Annotated in this window: 21 protein-coding genes; 10 read left to right on the forward strand and 11 right to left on the reverse strand. The window is 35.2% G+C overall.

What is annotated here, in order from left to right; all coding sequences use genetic code 11:
- Nucleotides 1-47: 47 nt before the first annotated feature.
- The 3 genes from AABL52_RS16465 to AABL52_RS16475 are packed head-to-tail and all read left to right on the forward strand — an operon-like array spanning nucleotide 48 to nucleotide 4,449.
- A complete protein-coding gene (locus tag AABL52_RS16465) occupies nucleotides 48-1,010 on the forward strand; it encodes an AAA family ATPase (protein ID WP_341517965.1) in 963 nt (320 codons plus the stop codon).
- Nucleotides 1,010-2,224 (forward strand): DUF58 domain-containing protein, encoded by a 1,215-nt coding sequence (locus tag AABL52_RS16470; RefSeq protein WP_341517966.1) that lies wholly within the window; start codon nucleotides 1,010-1,012, stop codon nucleotides 2,222-2,224. The genes AABL52_RS16465 and AABL52_RS16470 overlap by 1 nt, the downstream gene beginning before the upstream one ends.
- Nucleotides 2,221-4,449, forward strand: coding sequence for a transglutaminase TgpA family protein (locus AABL52_RS16475; RefSeq protein ID WP_341517967.1), 2,229 nt, complete (start codon nucleotides 2,221-2,223; stop codon nucleotides 4,447-4,449). Before AABL52_RS16470 ends, AABL52_RS16475 begins: the two co-directional genes overlap by 4 nt.
- 84 nt (nucleotides 4,450-4,533) lie before the next feature.
- Here the strand turns inward: AABL52_RS16475 and bsaA are convergent, their stop codons facing one another.
- On the reverse strand, nucleotides 4,534-5,016 hold the full coding sequence (bsaA, locus tag AABL52_RS16480) for a glutathione peroxidase (RefSeq protein WP_000219423.1): 483 nt from the start codon (nucleotides 5,014-5,016) through the stop codon (nucleotides 4,534-4,536).
- A 224-nt stretch (nucleotides 5,017-5,240) separates the two neighbouring features.
- On the opposite strand from bsaA, the gene AABL52_RS16485 reads away from it, so the two are divergent.
- From AABL52_RS16485 to AABL52_RS16500, 4 genes are all read left to right on the forward strand, one after another.
- Nucleotides 5,241-5,450: a DUF3925 family protein gene (locus AABL52_RS16485; RefSeq protein ID WP_000844973.1), complete on the forward strand. Its 210-nt coding sequence runs from the start codon at nucleotides 5,241-5,243 to the stop codon at nucleotides 5,448-5,450.
- A 97-nt stretch (nucleotides 5,451-5,547) separates the two neighbouring features.
- Nucleotides 5,548-6,519 (forward strand): MBL fold metallo-hydrolase, encoded by a 972-nt coding sequence (locus tag AABL52_RS16490; protein WP_341519733.1) that lies wholly within the window; start codon nucleotides 5,548-5,550, stop codon nucleotides 6,517-6,519.
- Between the two features lie 85 nt (nucleotides 6,520-6,604).
- Nucleotides 6,605-7,039, forward strand: coding sequence for a hypothetical protein (locus AABL52_RS16495; protein WP_001174526.1), 435 nt, complete (start codon nucleotides 6,605-6,607; stop codon nucleotides 7,037-7,039).
- Between the two features lie 310 nt (nucleotides 7,040-7,349).
- A complete protein-coding gene (locus AABL52_RS16500) occupies nucleotides 7,350-7,595 on the forward strand; it encodes a hypothetical protein (protein ID WP_000285969.1) in 246 nt (81 codons plus the stop codon).
- A 54-nt stretch (nucleotides 7,596-7,649) separates the two neighbouring features.
- Here AABL52_RS16500 and AABL52_RS16505 read toward each other — a convergent pair whose 3' ends face one another.
- On the reverse strand, nucleotides 7,650-8,330 hold the full coding sequence (locus AABL52_RS16505; protein WP_341517968.1) for a DUF3600 domain-containing protein: 681 nt from the start codon (nucleotides 8,328-8,330) through the stop codon (nucleotides 7,650-7,652).
- Nucleotides 8,327-8,905: a sigma-70 family RNA polymerase sigma factor gene (locus AABL52_RS16510; protein WP_341517969.1), complete on the reverse strand. Its 579-nt coding sequence runs from the start codon at nucleotides 8,903-8,905 to the stop codon at nucleotides 8,327-8,329. The genes AABL52_RS16505 and AABL52_RS16510 overlap by 4 nt, the downstream gene beginning before the upstream one ends.
- A 205-nt stretch (nucleotides 8,906-9,110) precedes the next feature.
- Between AABL52_RS16510 and AABL52_RS16515 the strand changes: the two genes are divergently transcribed.
- Together AABL52_RS16515 and AABL52_RS16520 are read left to right on the forward strand one after the other, a co-directional pair.
- The gene (locus AABL52_RS16515) at nucleotides 9,111-10,097 is read left to right on the forward strand and encodes a quinone oxidoreductase family protein (protein ID WP_341517970.1); all 987 of its coding nucleotides are present in this window, start codon (nucleotides 9,111-9,113) and stop codon (nucleotides 10,095-10,097) included.
- Nucleotides 10,098-10,126: 29 nt separating this feature from the next.
- Nucleotides 10,127-10,765 (forward strand): zinc dependent phospholipase C family protein, encoded by a 639-nt coding sequence (locus AABL52_RS16520; RefSeq protein WP_341517971.1) that lies wholly within the window; start codon nucleotides 10,127-10,129, stop codon nucleotides 10,763-10,765.
- Nucleotides 10,766-10,809: 44 nt separating this feature from the next.
- On the opposite strand, the gene AABL52_RS16525 is transcribed toward AABL52_RS16520, so the two are convergent.
- The 6 genes from AABL52_RS16525 to AABL52_RS16550 form a co-directional block, all read right to left on the reverse strand.
- Nucleotides 10,810-11,193, reverse strand: coding sequence for a VOC family protein (locus AABL52_RS16525; RefSeq protein ID WP_341517972.1), 384 nt, complete (start codon nucleotides 11,191-11,193; stop codon nucleotides 10,810-10,812).
- Between the two features lie 55 nt (nucleotides 11,194-11,248).
- Nucleotides 11,249-12,058, reverse strand: coding sequence for a sugar phosphate isomerase/epimerase family protein (locus AABL52_RS16530; RefSeq protein WP_341517973.1), 810 nt, complete (start codon nucleotides 12,056-12,058; stop codon nucleotides 11,249-11,251).
- A 188-nt stretch (nucleotides 12,059-12,246) separates the two neighbouring features.
- Nucleotides 12,247-13,416 carry a DEAD/DEAH box helicase gene (locus AABL52_RS16535; RefSeq protein ID WP_341517974.1) on the reverse strand — a complete coding sequence of 390 codons (1,170 nt, stop codon included), beginning with the start codon at nucleotides 13,414-13,416 and terminating at the stop codon, nucleotides 12,247-12,249.
- A gap of 19 nt (nucleotides 13,417-13,435) precedes the next feature.
- Nucleotides 13,436-13,963: a hypothetical protein gene (locus AABL52_RS16540; protein WP_149237467.1), complete on the reverse strand. Its 528-nt coding sequence runs from the start codon at nucleotides 13,961-13,963 to the stop codon at nucleotides 13,436-13,438.
- A 90-nt stretch (nucleotides 13,964-14,053) separates the two neighbouring features.
- Nucleotides 14,054-15,742: a formate--tetrahydrofolate ligase gene (locus tag AABL52_RS16545; RefSeq protein WP_012644371.1), complete on the reverse strand. Its 1,689-nt coding sequence runs from the start codon at nucleotides 15,740-15,742 to the stop codon at nucleotides 14,054-14,056.
- A 94-nt stretch (nucleotides 15,743-15,836) separates the two neighbouring features.
- Entirely contained in the window at nucleotides 15,837-16,517 is a 681-nt protein-coding gene (locus AABL52_RS16550; RefSeq protein ID WP_098258623.1) for a class I SAM-dependent methyltransferase, read from the reverse strand.
- A gap of 204 nt (nucleotides 16,518-16,721) precedes the next feature.
- Between AABL52_RS16550 and AABL52_RS16555 the strand changes: the two genes are divergently transcribed.
- Nucleotides 16,722-17,060: a hypothetical protein gene (locus tag AABL52_RS16555; protein ID WP_001253205.1), complete on the forward strand. Its 339-nt coding sequence runs from the start codon at nucleotides 16,722-16,724 to the stop codon at nucleotides 17,058-17,060.
- A 30-nt stretch (nucleotides 17,061-17,090) separates the two neighbouring features.
- Here the strand turns inward: AABL52_RS16555 and AABL52_RS16560 are convergent, their stop codons facing one another.
- Together AABL52_RS16560 and AABL52_RS16565 are read right to left on the reverse strand one after the other, a co-directional pair.
- On the reverse strand, nucleotides 17,091-17,303 hold the full coding sequence (locus AABL52_RS16560) for a hypothetical protein (protein WP_000798748.1): 213 nt from the start codon (nucleotides 17,301-17,303) through the stop codon (nucleotides 17,091-17,093).
- A gap of 69 nt (nucleotides 17,304-17,372) precedes the next feature.
- Nucleotides 17,373-17,693 carry a hypothetical protein gene (locus AABL52_RS16565; protein WP_341517975.1) on the reverse strand — a complete coding sequence of 107 codons (321 nt, stop codon included), beginning with the start codon at nucleotides 17,691-17,693 and terminating at the stop codon, nucleotides 17,373-17,375.
- Between the last annotated feature and the right edge of the window lie 29 nt (nucleotides 17,694-17,722).

Genomic DNA, 17,722 nt, shown 5'->3' on the forward strand with positions numbered 1-17,722 from the left:
TTCCACTAAATAGATTAGAAAACGATAATAACATTAGGAGGATTACGATGCACCAGCTTGATTCATTACATCCCATTATAGAAAAAATAATTAACAATATTGAAAAGTTAATGGTCGGAAAGCGAAAAGAAACGATCTTAGCTTTGACAGCTCTCTTAGCTGAAGGTCATGTACTATTAGAAGATGTTCCTGGCGTTGGGAAAACAATGTTAGTACGTGCTCTTTCTAAATCTATTGATGCTGATTACAAGCGCATTCAATTCACACCTGATTTACTGCCATCAGATGTTACAGGTGTTTCTATTTATAATCCGAAAGAGCTCCAATTTGAGTTCAAGCCTGGACCAATCATGGGGAATTTTATACTTGCTGATGAAATTAATCGTACATCTCCAAAAACACAGTCTGCCTTACTTGAAAGTATGGAAGAAGGTAATATTACAATAGATGGCATAACAAGACCGTTACCAAAACCGTTCTTTGTAATGGCTACACAAAATCCGGTCGAATATGAGGGAACATATCCTTTACCAGAAGCACAGCTCGATCGTTTCTTGTTGAAACTAAAAATGGGATATCCTACACCAGAAGAAGAATTTGAAATTTTAAACCGGATGGAAAAAACGAATCCCCTCTCCCATTTACAAGCTATTACTACAATAGAAGAATTACTTTATTTACAACAAAGCGTACGGGAAGTAAGTATGGACAAGGCAATCAAGCATTACATTGTAAAGCTTGTTAGTCAAACTCGTTCTTATAGTTCTATACAACTTGGTGCAAGTCCGCGTGGCTCGATTGCTTTAATGAAAGCTTCACAAGCTTATGCTTTTATCCATGGAAGAAATTATGTTATTCCAGACGATATTAAATTTTTAGCTCCTTACGTATTGGCTCACAGACTCATTCTAAAAATGGAAGCAAAATTTGAAGGAATTACAGGAGAACAAGTTATCGCAAAAATCGTTGCACGAACTACCGTACCGACTCAAAAGAAGATGAACCTTTGATGGAACGAATACTACGATCACTCTATCATTTTACTAAGTTATCACTCATTCCGTTATGCCTAGTCTTAACATTTGTATACGCTATGCTTCAAGGAGGATTTGTAAGTTGGTTTTTGTTTTACAGTATGATTCCTATTGGCCTTTATTCACTATTAATCCCCTTCTATGCTTTACGGAACGCCGATGTAAAACGAATAACAAATCAAGACGAATATGTAGCAGGAGAACCATTTTTAAGTACGATTACAATAAAAAGAAGTTTTCCTTTTCCCTTACTTTATTTAATTATAGAAGATGTGCTACCATCACGATTTACAAATTGTAAACAAACGAAGATGAATAAAGTAATACTCTTTCCAGGATTGAAACGAAATATTTCGTTTCAATATGCAATTGACACAATCCCTAGAGGAGAGCACTCTTTTTCAAGCGTACGTGTCAAAACTGGCGATTTATTCGGTATGATAGAGAAAGAAATAACTTTTTCAGTTCCAGATACATTTTTAGTCTATCCTCAGTATGTAGATATAACATATCGACAAATGGAAAATCATTTCGAACAAGGAGCACTTTCAGCAAATATAAATTTAGTAAAAGACTCTACCATTTCTGTCGGTGTGAGAGACTATAAACCTGGTGACCGCTTTTCATGGATTGATTGGAAAGCAACTGCACGAACAAACAACATTATGACGAAAGAGTTTGAACAACAGCGCAGCCATAATATTATGATATTCATTGACAGAACCCCATCCCCTCTATTCGAACCAGTCGTCACATTTACTGCCTCTATTGTCAGGTCTGTCTTGAAGCAAAATTCACCAGCGTCATTCGTCTCTGTCGGAAAAGAACGAACTTTCTTCCCTTTAGACAATGGAGATAGTCAGTTGCATCAAATCTTTTGTCATTTAGCGAAAGTACAAGCAGATAGTGTATTCCCGCTCTCACGGAGTGTAGAAATGGAATTAAGAAAAATTTATGAACCCGTCACGATTATACTCGTGACAAGCGATCTTTCTCCCGATATTCAAAAGGCGGCTGACTTTGCTGCTATAAAAAATAGAAAATTAATGGTGTTTGTCGTAAAAGAAAAAGCAAACCAACTCTCACATCGAGAACTCAGTATTCTAGAAACTCTACAAAAACGAAAAATATTTGTAAATGTGGTTTATGGAAACCAGTATACAACCGTGTTTTTTGAGGTGAGCAAATGATAACATTACAGGCAAAAAAACAATTGGATATGACTAGATTTTTCATGCATGCATGCGCATTTCTACTTTTACTAGAATGGCTAAGGCCCCTCATAGGTATTACAAACGTAGGTAGATTAGATATTTTTGTAATATTTATAGGTATTTGCTTAACTCTCTCTTTTTTTCAAACAAGGTGGCAGATTCCTATAAAGATCGTCACAATTTTATTCATCATTCATTTCCTGTATTATAAAAACGCTTTTATAAATCCATCTTGGCTAATGAAATTTTTTACTGATATTTCTCGAAATGCCTCCTTGTTATTCCAGGGGAATTTACTAGATATCTCTCCAGTTTTTCCAACACTTTTATTTTTTTTATCATTTTGGTTTTTGAGTGCTTTCATTTCTTTTTGGATGATTCATAAAAAACGTGGGTTGTTATTTCTTATATTGACTATTATTTATATCACCGTTTTTCATAACTTACATTTATACAATGCAAACTACGCTATTATTCGTACTGTTGTCATCGGCTTCTTTATGCTTAGTCTTCTTCGCATAGAACGAATAAAAGAGATGGAACACTTACAAAATTATGCTAGAGAAATCTCAAAATTACTTAGACCTCTTACAGTGTTTATTGTATTGTCAGCGACCATCGCATACTTCGCTCCAAAATTTGGTCCTCAATGGTCAAACCCAATGGATTTTTTAAAATTCAACACATCCGAAGCAAGTAATCAGCAAGAAGTTTCTAGAATTGGGTATGGTTTAGATGACTCGAGATTAGGTGGTCCTTTTGAGGCTGATCCTACAATTGTTTTCACAGCACAAACGCAAAACAAACAATATTGGAGAGTCGAAACGAAAGATTTTTATACAGGAAAAGGCTGGGAAGTTTCTGAAAATCAAAAAAAGGTTTCTTTTAAAAATAAAAATGACGTCGTGAGCTGGTACGAACAAAATACAAAAACGGAGACAACAAAGGCAACAATCAACATGCAAAAAAGTTATCCTCACCTTACCTATCCAGCAGGGTTAGTATCAGTTGAAGCTTCTTCTAATGTATCATACAGCGTTGACCCATTTTCAGAAAAAATCTATACGATGGATGGAAATTCTTCTACTACTTTACATTCATATAAAGTAACATATGAGGTCCCGGAATTTTCCATAGAAAACTTGAAAGTTGTAAAAACGAATGAAGGCCAAGAAACAAATCCTTATTTCATGACAAAGTACACGCAACTTCCCGAATCATTACCGCAGCGAGTAAGAGACTTAGCTGTTAATCTAACAAATGATAAAGACAGCCGATATGATAAAGTATTGGCTATTGAAAACTACTTTTCCGGCCATTCTTTTGTATATGAAACAATGAATGTCTCGTTCCCTGCCAAAAATCAAGATTATGTAGATCAATTCCTTTTTGATACAAAAAGCGGCTACTGTAGTAATTTCTCGACATCTATGATCGTGTTACTTCGTTCCGCCGGGATTCCTGCTCGCTGGGTAAAAGGTTATACGGAAGGAACTCTTGATAATACGCTTGCCTCTGCAGAAGGTGAGGATGTTTATAAAATCGCGAACGATAACGCACACTCTTGGGTCGAAGTATACTTCCCTGGATACGGATGGATTCCATTCGAACCAACAAAAGGATTTACTAATCCCTATAATTTCACAAATAATACTCCTGCTCCTACTATACAAAATAGCGAAGAAACTAATTCTCAAAACGAGCAAATGCACCAAAGAAACAATGAAGCAAAGCTCAAAAGTTTAATAGAAGATACAGAAGAAGCTCCTACTAAAAAGATTACAAATGCTAAAAATAGATTTTCTTGGTGGTACGTATTCCTCTCTTCGATACTAATTAGTATTATAGGATACACTCTCTTCGCTACTAGAATGAAATGGATTACATTTTTTATCATTCTTTTCTATAAATACCGAAAAGATGATGCTGTTTATAGCAAAGCTTATGGCGCACTTTTAAAACAATTTGCGCGAATCGGTATACGACGAGGTGAAAGTCAAACATTCCGAGAATATGCTCTCCACATCGATACACTTTACAACTCGGCCGATATGCAACAACTTACTTTTAGTTATGAGAACGCTATGTATCAAAAGGGACAGGCTGCAGCAGAATGGGAAAAATCCGTACACTTATGGGAAATCCTTATGAAAAAAGCAGCTTCTCCGCCTAAATCAAATGACTTCTATTCAGCGATTTAATCTTGATAATATGAGTTGAACGAAAACGCCTCAAAGAACTACATTGTTCTTTGAGGCGTTTTTTAATAATGTGAAACTCCTATTTTATTCTCCAAGTACCTTCTCAATCTCAACCTCTAAATCTCCCGGCTTTGTCTGCGGCGCAAAACGCCCTACTACTTTCCCGTCTTTTCCGATTAGAAACTTCGTAAAGTTCCATTTCACTGCTTTCATACCGAGTAAACCTGGTGCTTGTTCTGTCATATATGTATACAGAGGATGAGCTTTATCACCTTTCACATCAATCTTTGCAAACATCGGGAAATTCACACCATAGTTTAATTCACAAAAACTAGTAATATCCGCTTCTGTACCTGGTTCTTGTCCTCCGAATTGGTTACAAGGGAAACCGAGTATTTCAAGTCCTTGGTCTTTATATTTATCATATACTTCTTGTAATCCTTTATATTGTGGTGTAAAACCACACTTGCTAGCTACATTTACAATAAGAAGCGCTTTTCCTTCGTAATCTTTTAATGATTTATCTTCTCCTGTTATCGTTTTAGCTGAAAAATCATAAACTGTCATTGTCCTTACCCCTCTCTTCACTATCATTCTATGTTTATACTATACTACATTCATGAATATACAGCTCTTATTACGTACTTACACTCCGAAATGATAGCGCTTTATTTCTGTTTGAAAATTCGACACAAACTACTAGACTTTTATGTTGGAAAGTTTTACAATTAAATTGTGAACAAAATGTGACAGTTTATATTCCATTATAAAAGAAAAGGATGGTGTTCATTATGAAAACTGCACAACATGAAACGATTTCAAATCGCGAGTTTTATTTCGTACTATATATGATGTTATTGTATGTGATTGGCTGGGTAATCGATGTAAATGGTTTATTTTTAAGCTCCTACTTTAATTTAGCAGGAGAGATTATGCTTCCAATCGTAGGTGGCATAGTTGGACTGTTCGTTATGTCTATCAATAAAGAACAAGCAAAATAACAACACTTTAAAAAGGCAGAAGACGAAACTTTCGTTTTCTGCCTTTTTTCTATTTTAGCGTATAATAGAAACATGCAGTAAATAAGGAGTGGTAATGATGAAAAAAGTAGAGCAATTATCTTCTCACCTATATCTGATTGATGATTTCGATTTACAACATAATGAACGAACTGGTACGTACGTTTTATTAGGTGACGATATTACTTTAATTGAAACTTGTGCAGCCCCTTCTCTTCCGTATATTTTAGATGGCTTACAACAATTACATATTGATTTAAACGATGTAAAAAACATTATCGTTACACATGTTCATTTAGATCACGCCGGGGCTGCTGGTTTAATGATGGAAAAATGCCCAAATGCTACTTTATATGTGCATTCTCGCGGTGCTCGTCATATGATTGATCCAACAAAACTTATTTTAGGCGCAAAAGCTGTATACAAAGAAGATTTCGATAAACTATTTGATCCAATTCTTCCTATAGAAGAAGAACGTGTTCGTATTGTACAACATGGTGATACGTTAAAAATTGCCGAAGATCGTACACTTACATTTTACGATACACCGGGACATGCTAAGCACCATATTAGCATTCACGATTCATTAACAAACGGCATTTTTACTGGCGATACAATTGGCATCTATTATAGAGAACTCGCAGACCTTGGTGTAGAACTATATTTACCATCAACGTCTCCTTCACAATTCCAACCAGATGCGATGATTGCTTCTAAAAATTATATTCAAAGTATGAATGTAGATACTATTTATTTCGGCCATTACGGCGCATCATCCAATGTTACAGAAGTATATAACCAACTGGAACATTGGTTACCTATTTTCGTTCATACTGGAAAAGAGGTCTTTGAACAATATAATGATTTTGACGAAGCGACTAAAGTCTTACAAACTGTATTAATGGATAAAATCTCTTCTCACCTTACAAAATTAAACGTCCCATCAGATCATTCCGTTTATAACATTTTACATCTAGATATAGAAATTAGCGCGATGGGCATTATAGATTATTTCACGAAGCAAGAAAAAGCAAACTCCACTATTAACTAACCGTAAAAGAAGAGATATACAACAGTGATTATTGTATATCTCTTCTTTTTTTGAATATATTTTGAGTAAAGGATGGTGGAATGCAATGCAAAAAGTAATGCTATACCTCTGCTTTACATTATTTATCGTCTTATTATTATTCGTCGGTGTGAAAATTCAATTTTATTTAGATACAGATGCGCAGGCAAACTTTAACGTGTATCCAAGATTATTCTACTTTACACTCTTCCCTCTTATAGTCGGCATTTTATTACGATTCCTTCAATCGATTAATCGCGAAACGAGTAAACAAAACTGGCGCTTTCAACCGGATAAATTTATCGCTATTACTGTGCCTACGCTATTCATTTCCTTTTCTCCAGCTCTACTCTTTTCACCAGTTGGTGCATACCTACCCTATTTAACTAATATTATTCTTATAAATACAACTTTTGTTACGATAATAAGTTTAATAGCTGGCTATTCTCTTTTAGATTGTTTTATACAAAAAGACAAAGAGAATAGTAAGGAATATAACTAAGGGATTTCCCACTTTCACTTTATTAAGCAAATCAAGATAATTCTGCCCTGACTTGTATGCAAAAGAACCTAATGTTCAATTTTTAAGTTTCGTTGGTTACGGTGGTTTATTTATAAGTGCGATATTACTTGTAAGAGTCGCTATTCATGCGGTAAGGAAATTTAAATAATAATAAAACGAGTATACAATCACATAGATTATATACTCGTTTTTTATTTTTTACATATTCAATATATACTAGGAAATTTATGCTAAACTAAAGAAAATCGTGTACTAAGTTAAGTGACACTTCAACTAAGGGAGAATTATTATGTATAGACTTTTTGGATTCTCATGTCTAATGTTTCTCGCAAGTATATGTTCTTTCTTTATCCTCAGAGGACCTAATGCAAATTTAACCTTAATTATTACGATTCTAGCTATACTTTCATTACTCGGTATTATTTTTGCAATCACATCAAAGAATTGGTTATTCGGAATAGTTGGTACGGCATTAAATGGCGTAATATTAGTAGTTGTATACTTCCTATTGCTAGCAAAAGGAATAGGTGGTTAATATATTTATATTTCAATAAGAAAAGCTCACAGCTTGGGCTATGAGCTTTTTTACTTATCTCACCTTTTCATCTACATACTCCATAAACTGCTCCGCATTAATAAATCTTTCTTTGTACGCCTCAGGTACTTCTTCTACTTTCATCCCACCAGTTGATTTTGTCTTTACTTGTACGATTTCATATGTCATTAAAGCTTCCACATAACGGTCAAACTCTTCTTGTGTTAATACCTCTTTACTAGATTTATGACCATTTAATTTATCAAAGTATGGTTGAAGCCCCATACTTACCTTCTTCATCTCTTCTCTTTTTCCTGGTGATAATTGATCATAATCAATATTACCGTTTGAATCTCCGTACGCAAGCTTTGCATTTGTTAATTTTTTTAGTTCTTTTGTAAACTCTTCATATTCCTTCGCACCCATCTCATCTTTCGCTTCTGATAATTTTGCATTTAAACGCATATACGCCTCTAATGTCATCGTTCCGGCATGTTTTTTTAAATTCTCGAAAGATCCGTATATACCATCCGCCATAATAGATTGATATGCAAAACCAGTCGTCGGGATTAAAAAAGCCGCTGCAAGTACTCCTGCAATAAGTCGTTTCTTCCTCTTACTCCCCCCGCGTTTCATTGCAATTTGAACAATTACTTTTTCTTTTAACTCCGGCGGGGCAACAATTCCCTTCGCTTCTTCTTGTATAGATTCTCTAACTCTACAATCTAAACTCATTTCACATTCCCTACCTCTCCTAAAAAGATTTCTTCTATTTGCTCTTTTTGACGTAGTTTCTTTAATGCCGCGTGAATTCTAGATTTTACTGTACCAATTGGAATATGTAATATTTGTGCTACTTCTTCTTGTGAATAATCGTGTAAGTATCTTAAAATAATAACTTGTTTCAATTTATATGGTAAATTATGAATGAGTTCGATTAGTTTTTGATTTGATATTTTACTTACAACATCGTTAGAAAAATCAATTTGTACTGGTTTTCTTTGCTCTTCTGCTTTTTTTATAATGCGTAGTCGCATCCACCTCTTTCTTCTATAAGAGTGAATTTGTTTAATCGCAAGTCCAATTAGCCAAGGACGAAATGGCTTCTCGCTATCATACTTACGAAGCGATTCATATAGTTGTATGTATATTTCTTGAACGACATCATCTACATCTGTTTTATCCTCTATTAAAAAATGTGCTGTCTTATATACTTCTTGAATCGTTTTATCATACAAATCGCTATATGCTTCTTTATTGCCTGATAAAGTTAAATGGATTAAATTTATATACACCATTTCATCCTTCATGTACCTTCCCTCCTTTGTCTTATACTATATATTGGCAAGTAATTGAGATTTCGTTCGATTTCCCCAAAAAGTTTTATATAAATTAATATAATGATCGAATGAGTTCATAAGCTTCACTTATAAAGTCGCATAACTATTATATAATTTTCCAATTTCTAATGAAGATTTAAAATAATTTATATAATCAAATTTAGGAGGATATATAATGAAAGCTATCGTTGTAACGTCATTCGGTGGTCCTGAAGTGATGAAATATACAGATGTGGCTATGCCGACTGTTTCAGAAGATCAAGTTTTGATTCGCGTTGTTGCTACTAGTGTAAATTTCGCTGATATTAAATCGCGTTATGGCAAAAAAGGAAATACAGCACTACCTTTTATACCAGGGATAGATGCCGCTGGTATTGTAGAACGTGTCGGTTCTAATGTGAAAAATATTTATCCTGGACAACGTGTCATTGCTTTTCCTCAAAAGGGATCTTACGCAGAATACGTTGTCGCAAACGAAAACCTTACTTTCGTTTTACCGGATAAAGTCGATTTTCAAACTGCCGCTGCTTGTCCAATTGTATCTTTTACAAGCTATAATTTACTCTCAAATGTTGCAAGGCTTCAACAAGGTGAGTCTGTACTCATTCATGCAGCGGCTGGCGGAATTGGTACGACAGCAATTCAACTTGCAAAACTATTAGGGGCCAGAACTGTTATCGGTACTGTGGGAAATGAATCGAAAAGTAAAATCGCTTTAGACGCTGGAGCTGATTATGTTATTTGTCATCAAGATGAGGATTTTGTAGAGAAAGTCAATGAGCTGACAAATGGTGAAGGGGTTGATGTAATTTTAGATTCTATTTCTGGAACGGTTTCGGAAAGAAGTTTAAAATGTCTTGCTTATTACGGTCGCCTCGTTCATTTCGGAAATGCAAGCGGTGAAATTGGTAACTTTCAAACGAAAGATTTACACGCAAGTTGCCGCTCTATACTCGGTTTTAGCTTCGGCACTACACGAAAAAAACGTCCTGAACTACTCCAAGAAACAGCACATGAAGTTTTCCGTTATTTACGTGACGGAAGTTTGCAAATTAAGGCTACGAAATCTTTTCCACTTCAAGATGCAGGGAAAGCACATGAATGGGTCGAAAGTAGAAAAAGTACAGGGAAAGTAATACTAACTGTCCAGTCCTCTTCCTGAAATGAATACTTGAAATCGAGGTGTCATTCATGGGATCACGAATTATGCATGCTATTATCGCCAACAAGATTGCCGAAAAACTATGTATTCAAGATAAAACTTCTTTCATACTTGGAGGTGTAGCCCCTGATGCTGTTCATTCAGTAGAAGAAAAAGGCGCTTCACACTTTTACGCTGGCACAACGAAAAACTATACGAGAAGGATAGATTTCAATTCTTTTTTTCAAAAATATAAAGTTCATATGGATTCCCCTTTTCTTTTAGGTTATTACACTCATCTCATTGCCGATGATAATTGGCTAAGCGGCTTCTTTCTACCGTGGCTAAAAAATAGAATAGAAAATGACGCAACGATCGCACCTATGTACTATAACGATTTTAAATTGTTAAATGCAAAGTTACTTCATCATTACGATAACGAACAACGGCTCTTCTCTCTTCTCAATCAAGAGGCTCACATTATGGATATTGAAGAGGTTTCTAAAGAAAACGTATTAGCTTTTCGGAAGTATCTTTTTGAAGATATGTTGTATCCAGAGCAACATCTGCATGAAGACTTACAAGTATTTACGTTTAATCAAATCGTTGGTTATATTGAGACAGCTATTGAAAAAGGCGTATTTTATATTAATCAACTCTCTAATGAAAAATCCACTTCAAACATGTAATCCCCCTCAATATATTTGAGGGGGATTTTCACAAAACAATATTATTATTTGTTCTTTTCCATAACCGCAAAATAATTCCCTTCACTATCAGCAAAGTTAAATACTTTACCAGAAGGCATAGTTACCATTTCGCCAACAGTAACATTTTTATTTTTTAAATCTGTATATAATTGATCAAGATTTTCTGAGAAGAACATTAGGGACGGTGTACCAAGATTTAATTCTGGGCTCATTTTAGAAATCACTTCTTTATTATGTAATATAATGCTCGTTTCTGCACCGCTAGTTGGAGCGATTTCAATCCATCTCATTCCTTGCTTGTTATCTTCCTCTGTAACTACATGAAACCCTACCTTTTCCGTCCAAAAGTTTACTGCCTCATCTTGATTATTTACATATAACATAATTTGTCCAACTTTATGAATCATTTCATTTCCCCCTAATGGTTTTTATATTCTATGTAGCTTTCTACAAGTGCTATCTTTATTCCTTTTGAGTTGGTATGTACTTCTTTGCAAAATTTATCGACTGACTCATCCCATCCAGTTCGTCAAAATAATTATTTCTTTCAATCATGTTATATCCGTCGAATCCAATTTCATCTAATACCTTGAAGAATATATCGAAATCTACTTCACCATTTCCTGCTGCTACTTCTATATACTTACTCGAACCATTACTTTTCACTTCTTTACAATCTTTAATATGAGTTTGTACTATATAATCTTTTAATAGTAATAAACTTTCTTCCGGATTTTCATTTACATCACTTATTAAGTTTGCTGGATCAAAGTTAACCGCTAGTCCTTTCGAGTTTGCAGTTTCTAAAAATCTTTTTAATACTATTGCTTTTTCAGATCCCGTCTCAATAGCAAAGACTCCCCCAAATTTGAACACTAATCCCCCAATCTCATAACAAATCCGTACCATTTTATCATAGTACTCACTTTTTTCATCACCTGGAACTTTCCCAATATGAGCTGTTATGGTCTTTGCTCCCAGCTCCAAACCTCTGTCAGTAATATATTTAATCTGATCTATTGCACTGTCAGCTTCTATTCCTATAATTCCATTTTCTCCAAAGCTAATTGCCAATGACGGAATCTTTATTCCATTAAAGGATAAGCTTTTCTTTAAAGCACTCCACTCTACCATTGGAATATTAGCTAAGTTGAAGTTTTTATTCATAGCATATAATTGAATATATTCTAAATCCCATTCCCTTGCTTTTTGTATTCCTTCGTTTACTTCAATATATTTCGTATTCAAAAACATTCCTAATTTCCTATCCATATATGTACCTTCTTTTTATTATTTCGCATCAGTTTAATATTCGACTCTCTTTATATTACTTCCTTGTACATATGTTGATTTAAAAAGTGATAATAGATACATTTTAATAACCATTAATAAAACTCCTTGTATTATTCAATTGCAAATAAAAAAGACGTAACTACAAATAGTTACGTCTCCCTAATTATTTATCTAGGCTTTTTCTTCCCAGTAAATGCTGGTTTCTTTTTCTTTGGTGCTTTCGGTTTCGTTTCTACAAATGATCCGTTGAACATTTCTTGCTTCGTAAATACGATGCCTAGTTTTTTCGCAAATTGCAGTAATTTACGCTCTTCTTGTGGAGTTACAAGAGATACAACAGTTCCTTCTTTACCCATACGTCCAGTACGTCCTGAGCGATGAATATATTGGTCTACTGTGTCTGGTAATTCTAAGTGAATTACATGTGTTAAATCATCAATATCAATACCGCGTGCTGCAATATCAGTAGCAAGTAGAATTTCTAATTTCCCGCCGCGGAAAGCACGCATCGTTGCTTCACGCTCTTGCTTACCTGCTTCTGCATGAAGAGCTGCTGCTTTCATTTTACGGAACTGCAATTTCTGAGTAATTTCATCTAAACGGAATGGGTCATTTAAGAAAGCAACTGCTTTTACATCGCCCATATGCATAATTCTTCTTACGTAATCATTTTTTTCGCGTCGCTCACAAATGATATACGTATGCTCAACTAAGCTTTTTGACTCTGCACGTGTTATACGTACTAATTGTGGTTCAACTGCTAAATCACGTGCAGCATCTTCTGCCGCTTTTGTAATTGTCGCCGAGAAGAATACTAATTGACGATCTCGCATTGTAGATTTAATTACATCTTGTACTGCGCCCATCATCTTTTGTTTTACAATTTGATCAAACTCATCAAATACAATCGTTTTTACTTCATGCATCTTTAGCTTTTTCATTCGAATTAATTCTAAAATACGTCCTGGTGAACCGACAATTACTCTCGGGTGTTTCTTTAATTTTTCAACTTGGCGCTTAATATCTGCACCACCAATTAAAGATGCCCCTGAAATTTCAGTCCCTGCTGTAAACTTTTGAACCTCTTCGTGAATTTGCATAACAAGCTCACGTGTTGGCGCTAAAACAACAACTTGTGGTTGTTTTACTTCAGGATTAATTTTATGTAAAAGGGGTAATAAGTACGCTAATGTTTTTCCTGTTCCAGTTGGAGATTCAGCTATAACGTCTTGTCCTTCTAAAATAGTTGGAATCGCTTGTTTTTGAATTTCAGTTAATTCTTTAAAACCAGCCTTCTCCCAAGCTTGTTGTAAAAATGGTTGCATATCTTTTATCATTTGTTTTTCTCCTTTATCTCTATTTTTGAAGAAAATGTTGTATTGTTCGCACCGTTTCTATCATGTGTGAAATAACAGCTATTAAATCATCAACATGGTCTTCTGTAATCGCTTTTTGAAATAGAACCTCTACCTTATTATGATATGAAATCGCTTGCTTATTATATTCGTATGAAATTTTTTGCGTAATCATTCTTTCTTTTCCCCATATAGAATGCATGAAAGTTTCAATTTCTTCACACACTACCTCTGGCTTTTCTATCGGGAATGAAAATGCTAACTTCATTTCACAACCTGGTGTAAATTGTGGTACTTCCAATATTTCACCAGACAAGTTCTTTGCATCTACAGATAGTGAAAATGTTGCTTTTACTACCTGTTCGAACGGTTCTGTTAATTGAAATGAAATATGGTATATACGACTTAATGAGGCCAGGTCCATCATATCTTTTCGATCTGTTACAAGAATATCTCCATGTAAATCAAAATCATAAACAGCACCTTCTACGATTACTTTTAAATTATCAAAAGCAGTTGGATCAAACATAATTTCCTCCAAAAAACAGGCGCCTTTCGATGGAAAGGCGCCACTTGATGTATATATAGTTTACAGATAAACGAGATGAATTACAACCTTTTAGAATAAACCTACTGCTTTTCCATCTTCATTTACATCCATTTGTAGTGCTGCTGGCTGTTTTGGAAGGCCTGGCATTGTTAACATTGTACCTGTTAACGCAACGATAAACCCTGCACCAATAGATGGTTTTAGCTCACGAATTGTAACGATAAAGTCAGATGGACGACCTAATTTTGTTGCATCGTCAGAAAGAGAGTATTGTGTTTTAGCCATACAAATTGGTAGGTTACTCCATCCTTCTCCTTCATATTGAGCTAATTGCTTACGTGCTTTCGGAGCAAACTCAATATCTTTTGCACCATACACTTTTTGAGCAATTGTACGAATTTTTTCTTCTAATGGTAATTCTAATTCATAAAGTGGTGCGTAGTTGTTCTCACCTTTTTCGATTTCTTTTAACACTTTTTCAGCAAGGTCAACTCCGCCTTGGCCACCCTTTTCCCAAACTTCCGTTAAGGATACTGCATAGCCACGCTCATTGCACCACTCTTGTAAGTATGCAACTTCTGCATCTGTATCTGTAATAAATTTATTAATTGCAATTACGAAAGGTACACCGAAGCTTTGAATTGTTTCAACATGCTTCTGTAAGTTTTCCATACCTTTTGCTAATGCGTCTACATTTTCTTCTTTTAATTGATCTTTTGCTACACCACCATGCATTTTAAGCGCACGAATAGTCGCAACAATAACAACTGCTTCTGGTTTAATGCCAGCTGCACGAGCTTTAATATCTAAAAACTTCTCTGCACCTAAATCAGCACCGAATCCAGCTTCTGTAATAACATAATCACCTAATTTTGCTGCCATTGTTGTAGCGATAACACTGTTACAACCGTGAGCAATATTCGCAAATGGTCCGCCGTGAATGATAGCTGGTGTATTTTCTAACGTTTGTACTAAGTTTGGCTTTAATGCATCTTTTAATAATAATGTTAACGCACCTTCTACACCTAAATCTTTAACCGTTACAGGTTGATTTGCAAAGTTATAAGCAACTACGATGCGAGATAGACGCGCTTTTAAATCTTGAATATCTGTTGCAAGGCAGAATACCGCCATAATTTCAGATGCTACTGTAATATCAAAACCGTCTTCACGTGGTACACCTTGAACTGGTCCACCAAGACCAATTACTACGTTACGAAGGGCACGATCATTTAAGTCAACACAGCGTTTCCAAACGATTTTACGTGTATCAATTCCAAGTGTGTTTCCTTGTTGGATATGATTATCAATAAACGCTGCTAACGCGTTATTAGCAGTTGTGATCGCATGGATATCTCCAGTAAAGTGAAGGTTAATGTCTTCCATAGGTACAACCTGTGAAAAACCACCACCTGCTGCTCCACCTTTTAGCCCCATCGTTGGTCCAAGAGATGGTTCGCGAAGTGCAATTACTGTTTTCTTACCAATTTTATTAAAAGCTTGACCTAAACCAACTGTTACTGTTGATTTACCTTCTCCAGCTGGAGTTGGGTTAATCGCTGTTACTAAAACAACTTTACCGTCTTTCTCGTTCTGTAAGCGCTTAAAAATGTCAAGAGATAACTTACCTTTATAATGCCCGTATGGCTCTAATTCATCTTCTAAAATATTTAATTCAGCTGCAATTTCTTGAATCTTCTTCATACTCGCTTCTTGTGCGATTTCAATGTCGGATTTAACTGTTGTAGTAGTTGTCATATACCCTAGTCCCCCTTTAATTGGTTCTGATGATATTGTATCAGTTTTTTGTATTTTCTGCACTTATTTACCTCCTAAAAATTCTTTCATTTCTTTATGCATTTTTTAGCATAAATACCCATAAGAATGTTAACGATTGTTGTAACTCGATAGGTAGTTGACCTAGCATCTTCTCATTTACTCCGCGCTTATATACACCGATGCCATCTATAACTTCAAAACCTTGTTCTTTCGCTAACTGTTCAAATTCCCACGGCATCATCGTATTACAAACAACGTCTTTGCCGTATAAACGAGGATAACTGTTCTCTCGTGGTTTTGCTGTCGGCCCTAGAATTGCAATACATGCATACCCATCGCTTTTTAAAACGCGCTTTATCTCATTTAATGCCCGTAATGGCTCCTCGGTCCATTCTAAAGAATTTATTGCAATAATTGATTCAAATTGCTCATTTTCAAATGGCAAGGAAGAAAGATCCCCTTTTATAAAAGATAAATTCGGTCCTTCTCCGCGCCCCTTCCCTTTTTGAATCATCACTTCTGATAAATCTACTCCAACTGCTTTATAGCCCGCGCAACTTAATTTATATGTACCGTATCCATCACCACAACCAACATCGAGCACTTGAGCTTCTTTTTTCACATATTGTTCAAAAAATGGAATGATTGTACTCCTACTCCCGCTGTCCCACATCTCTTGACTATTTTGAGTCCAAAATTCTGCACTACTATCCCATTTTTTCTCTGCTGATTCATGCCAATTAAATTTCGTCATACATTCCCCTGCCTTCACGTTTTATCACTCATTTCATTCTACATCATTTTCCAAAATTCCTGTTTATCTTCATTAGGAGATGTACCAGCTAATAATGGAATCTTTATTCTCCAATTTTTGCTTTACCTGGGTTTAACTCATACTCATGTTCTTCTCTTTATGTAGGATACTATAGGTACACCCAATTGAAAGAGAGGGATGTACATGCGAAGAAAGAGAAATCATCATTTTAAAAGTGGTGAAAAAAACGAAGAGTATGCAGCTGAAATATCACCAGCTGGCATTCCGATTAGACATAACCGGAAAGAAATTGCAAATGAAATAGAAGGTACAAATACCGGTGCAATGGTAGGCTATGTCGCTTTATTTCTTTCGCTTTTCTCAATTGCATTTTATCCGGTTACACTCGGCTCTCTTGCGATTTTAGTCGGCTTATTAGCTGTCAATTTCGGAGCAAGAACACTTGGATATACAGCAATTGGTTTTGGTAGTTTTTCTGTTTTATTTACTTTACTCTATCCGCTTGCTTTGTCAGCGTTTTAAAAAAAACACACCAAGTTATACTTGGTGTGTTCATTCGTGATACAACATAATATGACCGCATCCACAGCAATGTTTCGCTGTAATTTCTTGAAACACTGGATAATTCTCTTCGTCCCGATGCTCAATAAACACCTTTTCAAATCGATACATATTTTGTGCATATGCCCAATCTTGTTTCGTACGTGCATACAAAGTTGAGGAAAAAAACTCCTCACCACCGCAAACGATACATGTATTCTTCATTACTACCCCTCCTATGCTTGTCTTACTTCATCTATATGAACATAAGCATAAGAAAAAGACCTTCTATTACTAGAAAGTCTTCTCTGAAACAAAAAGAAATGTACCAAACATTCCTACTCCGCTATATTCTTTCGTAACACCAGCTTCTGTTTTAAATGTTTGCTTTACAGTCATAAAGAATACACTATTTCGTGCATCTGTACTTTCAAATTGTAGTTTTTCTGTTTTACCATCTACATTTTGTGTGCATTCAAAACTACTCTCGTCACATTTCAATGCATACTTGTCCTCTACATACACTTTAAAATCTGATTCTTTCGGACAAGTAATAAGTAAAATCGTCACAAGAATAATACTTATCACACCCACAATTGTATAATATTTCTTCATTTGTACTCCTTTCAAATGACAAGAAAACT

It is taken from the genome of Bacillus paramobilis, from assembly GCF_038096195.1.
GTDB lineage: Bacteria > Bacillota > Bacilli > Bacillales > Bacillaceae_G > Bacillus_A > Bacillus_A mobilis.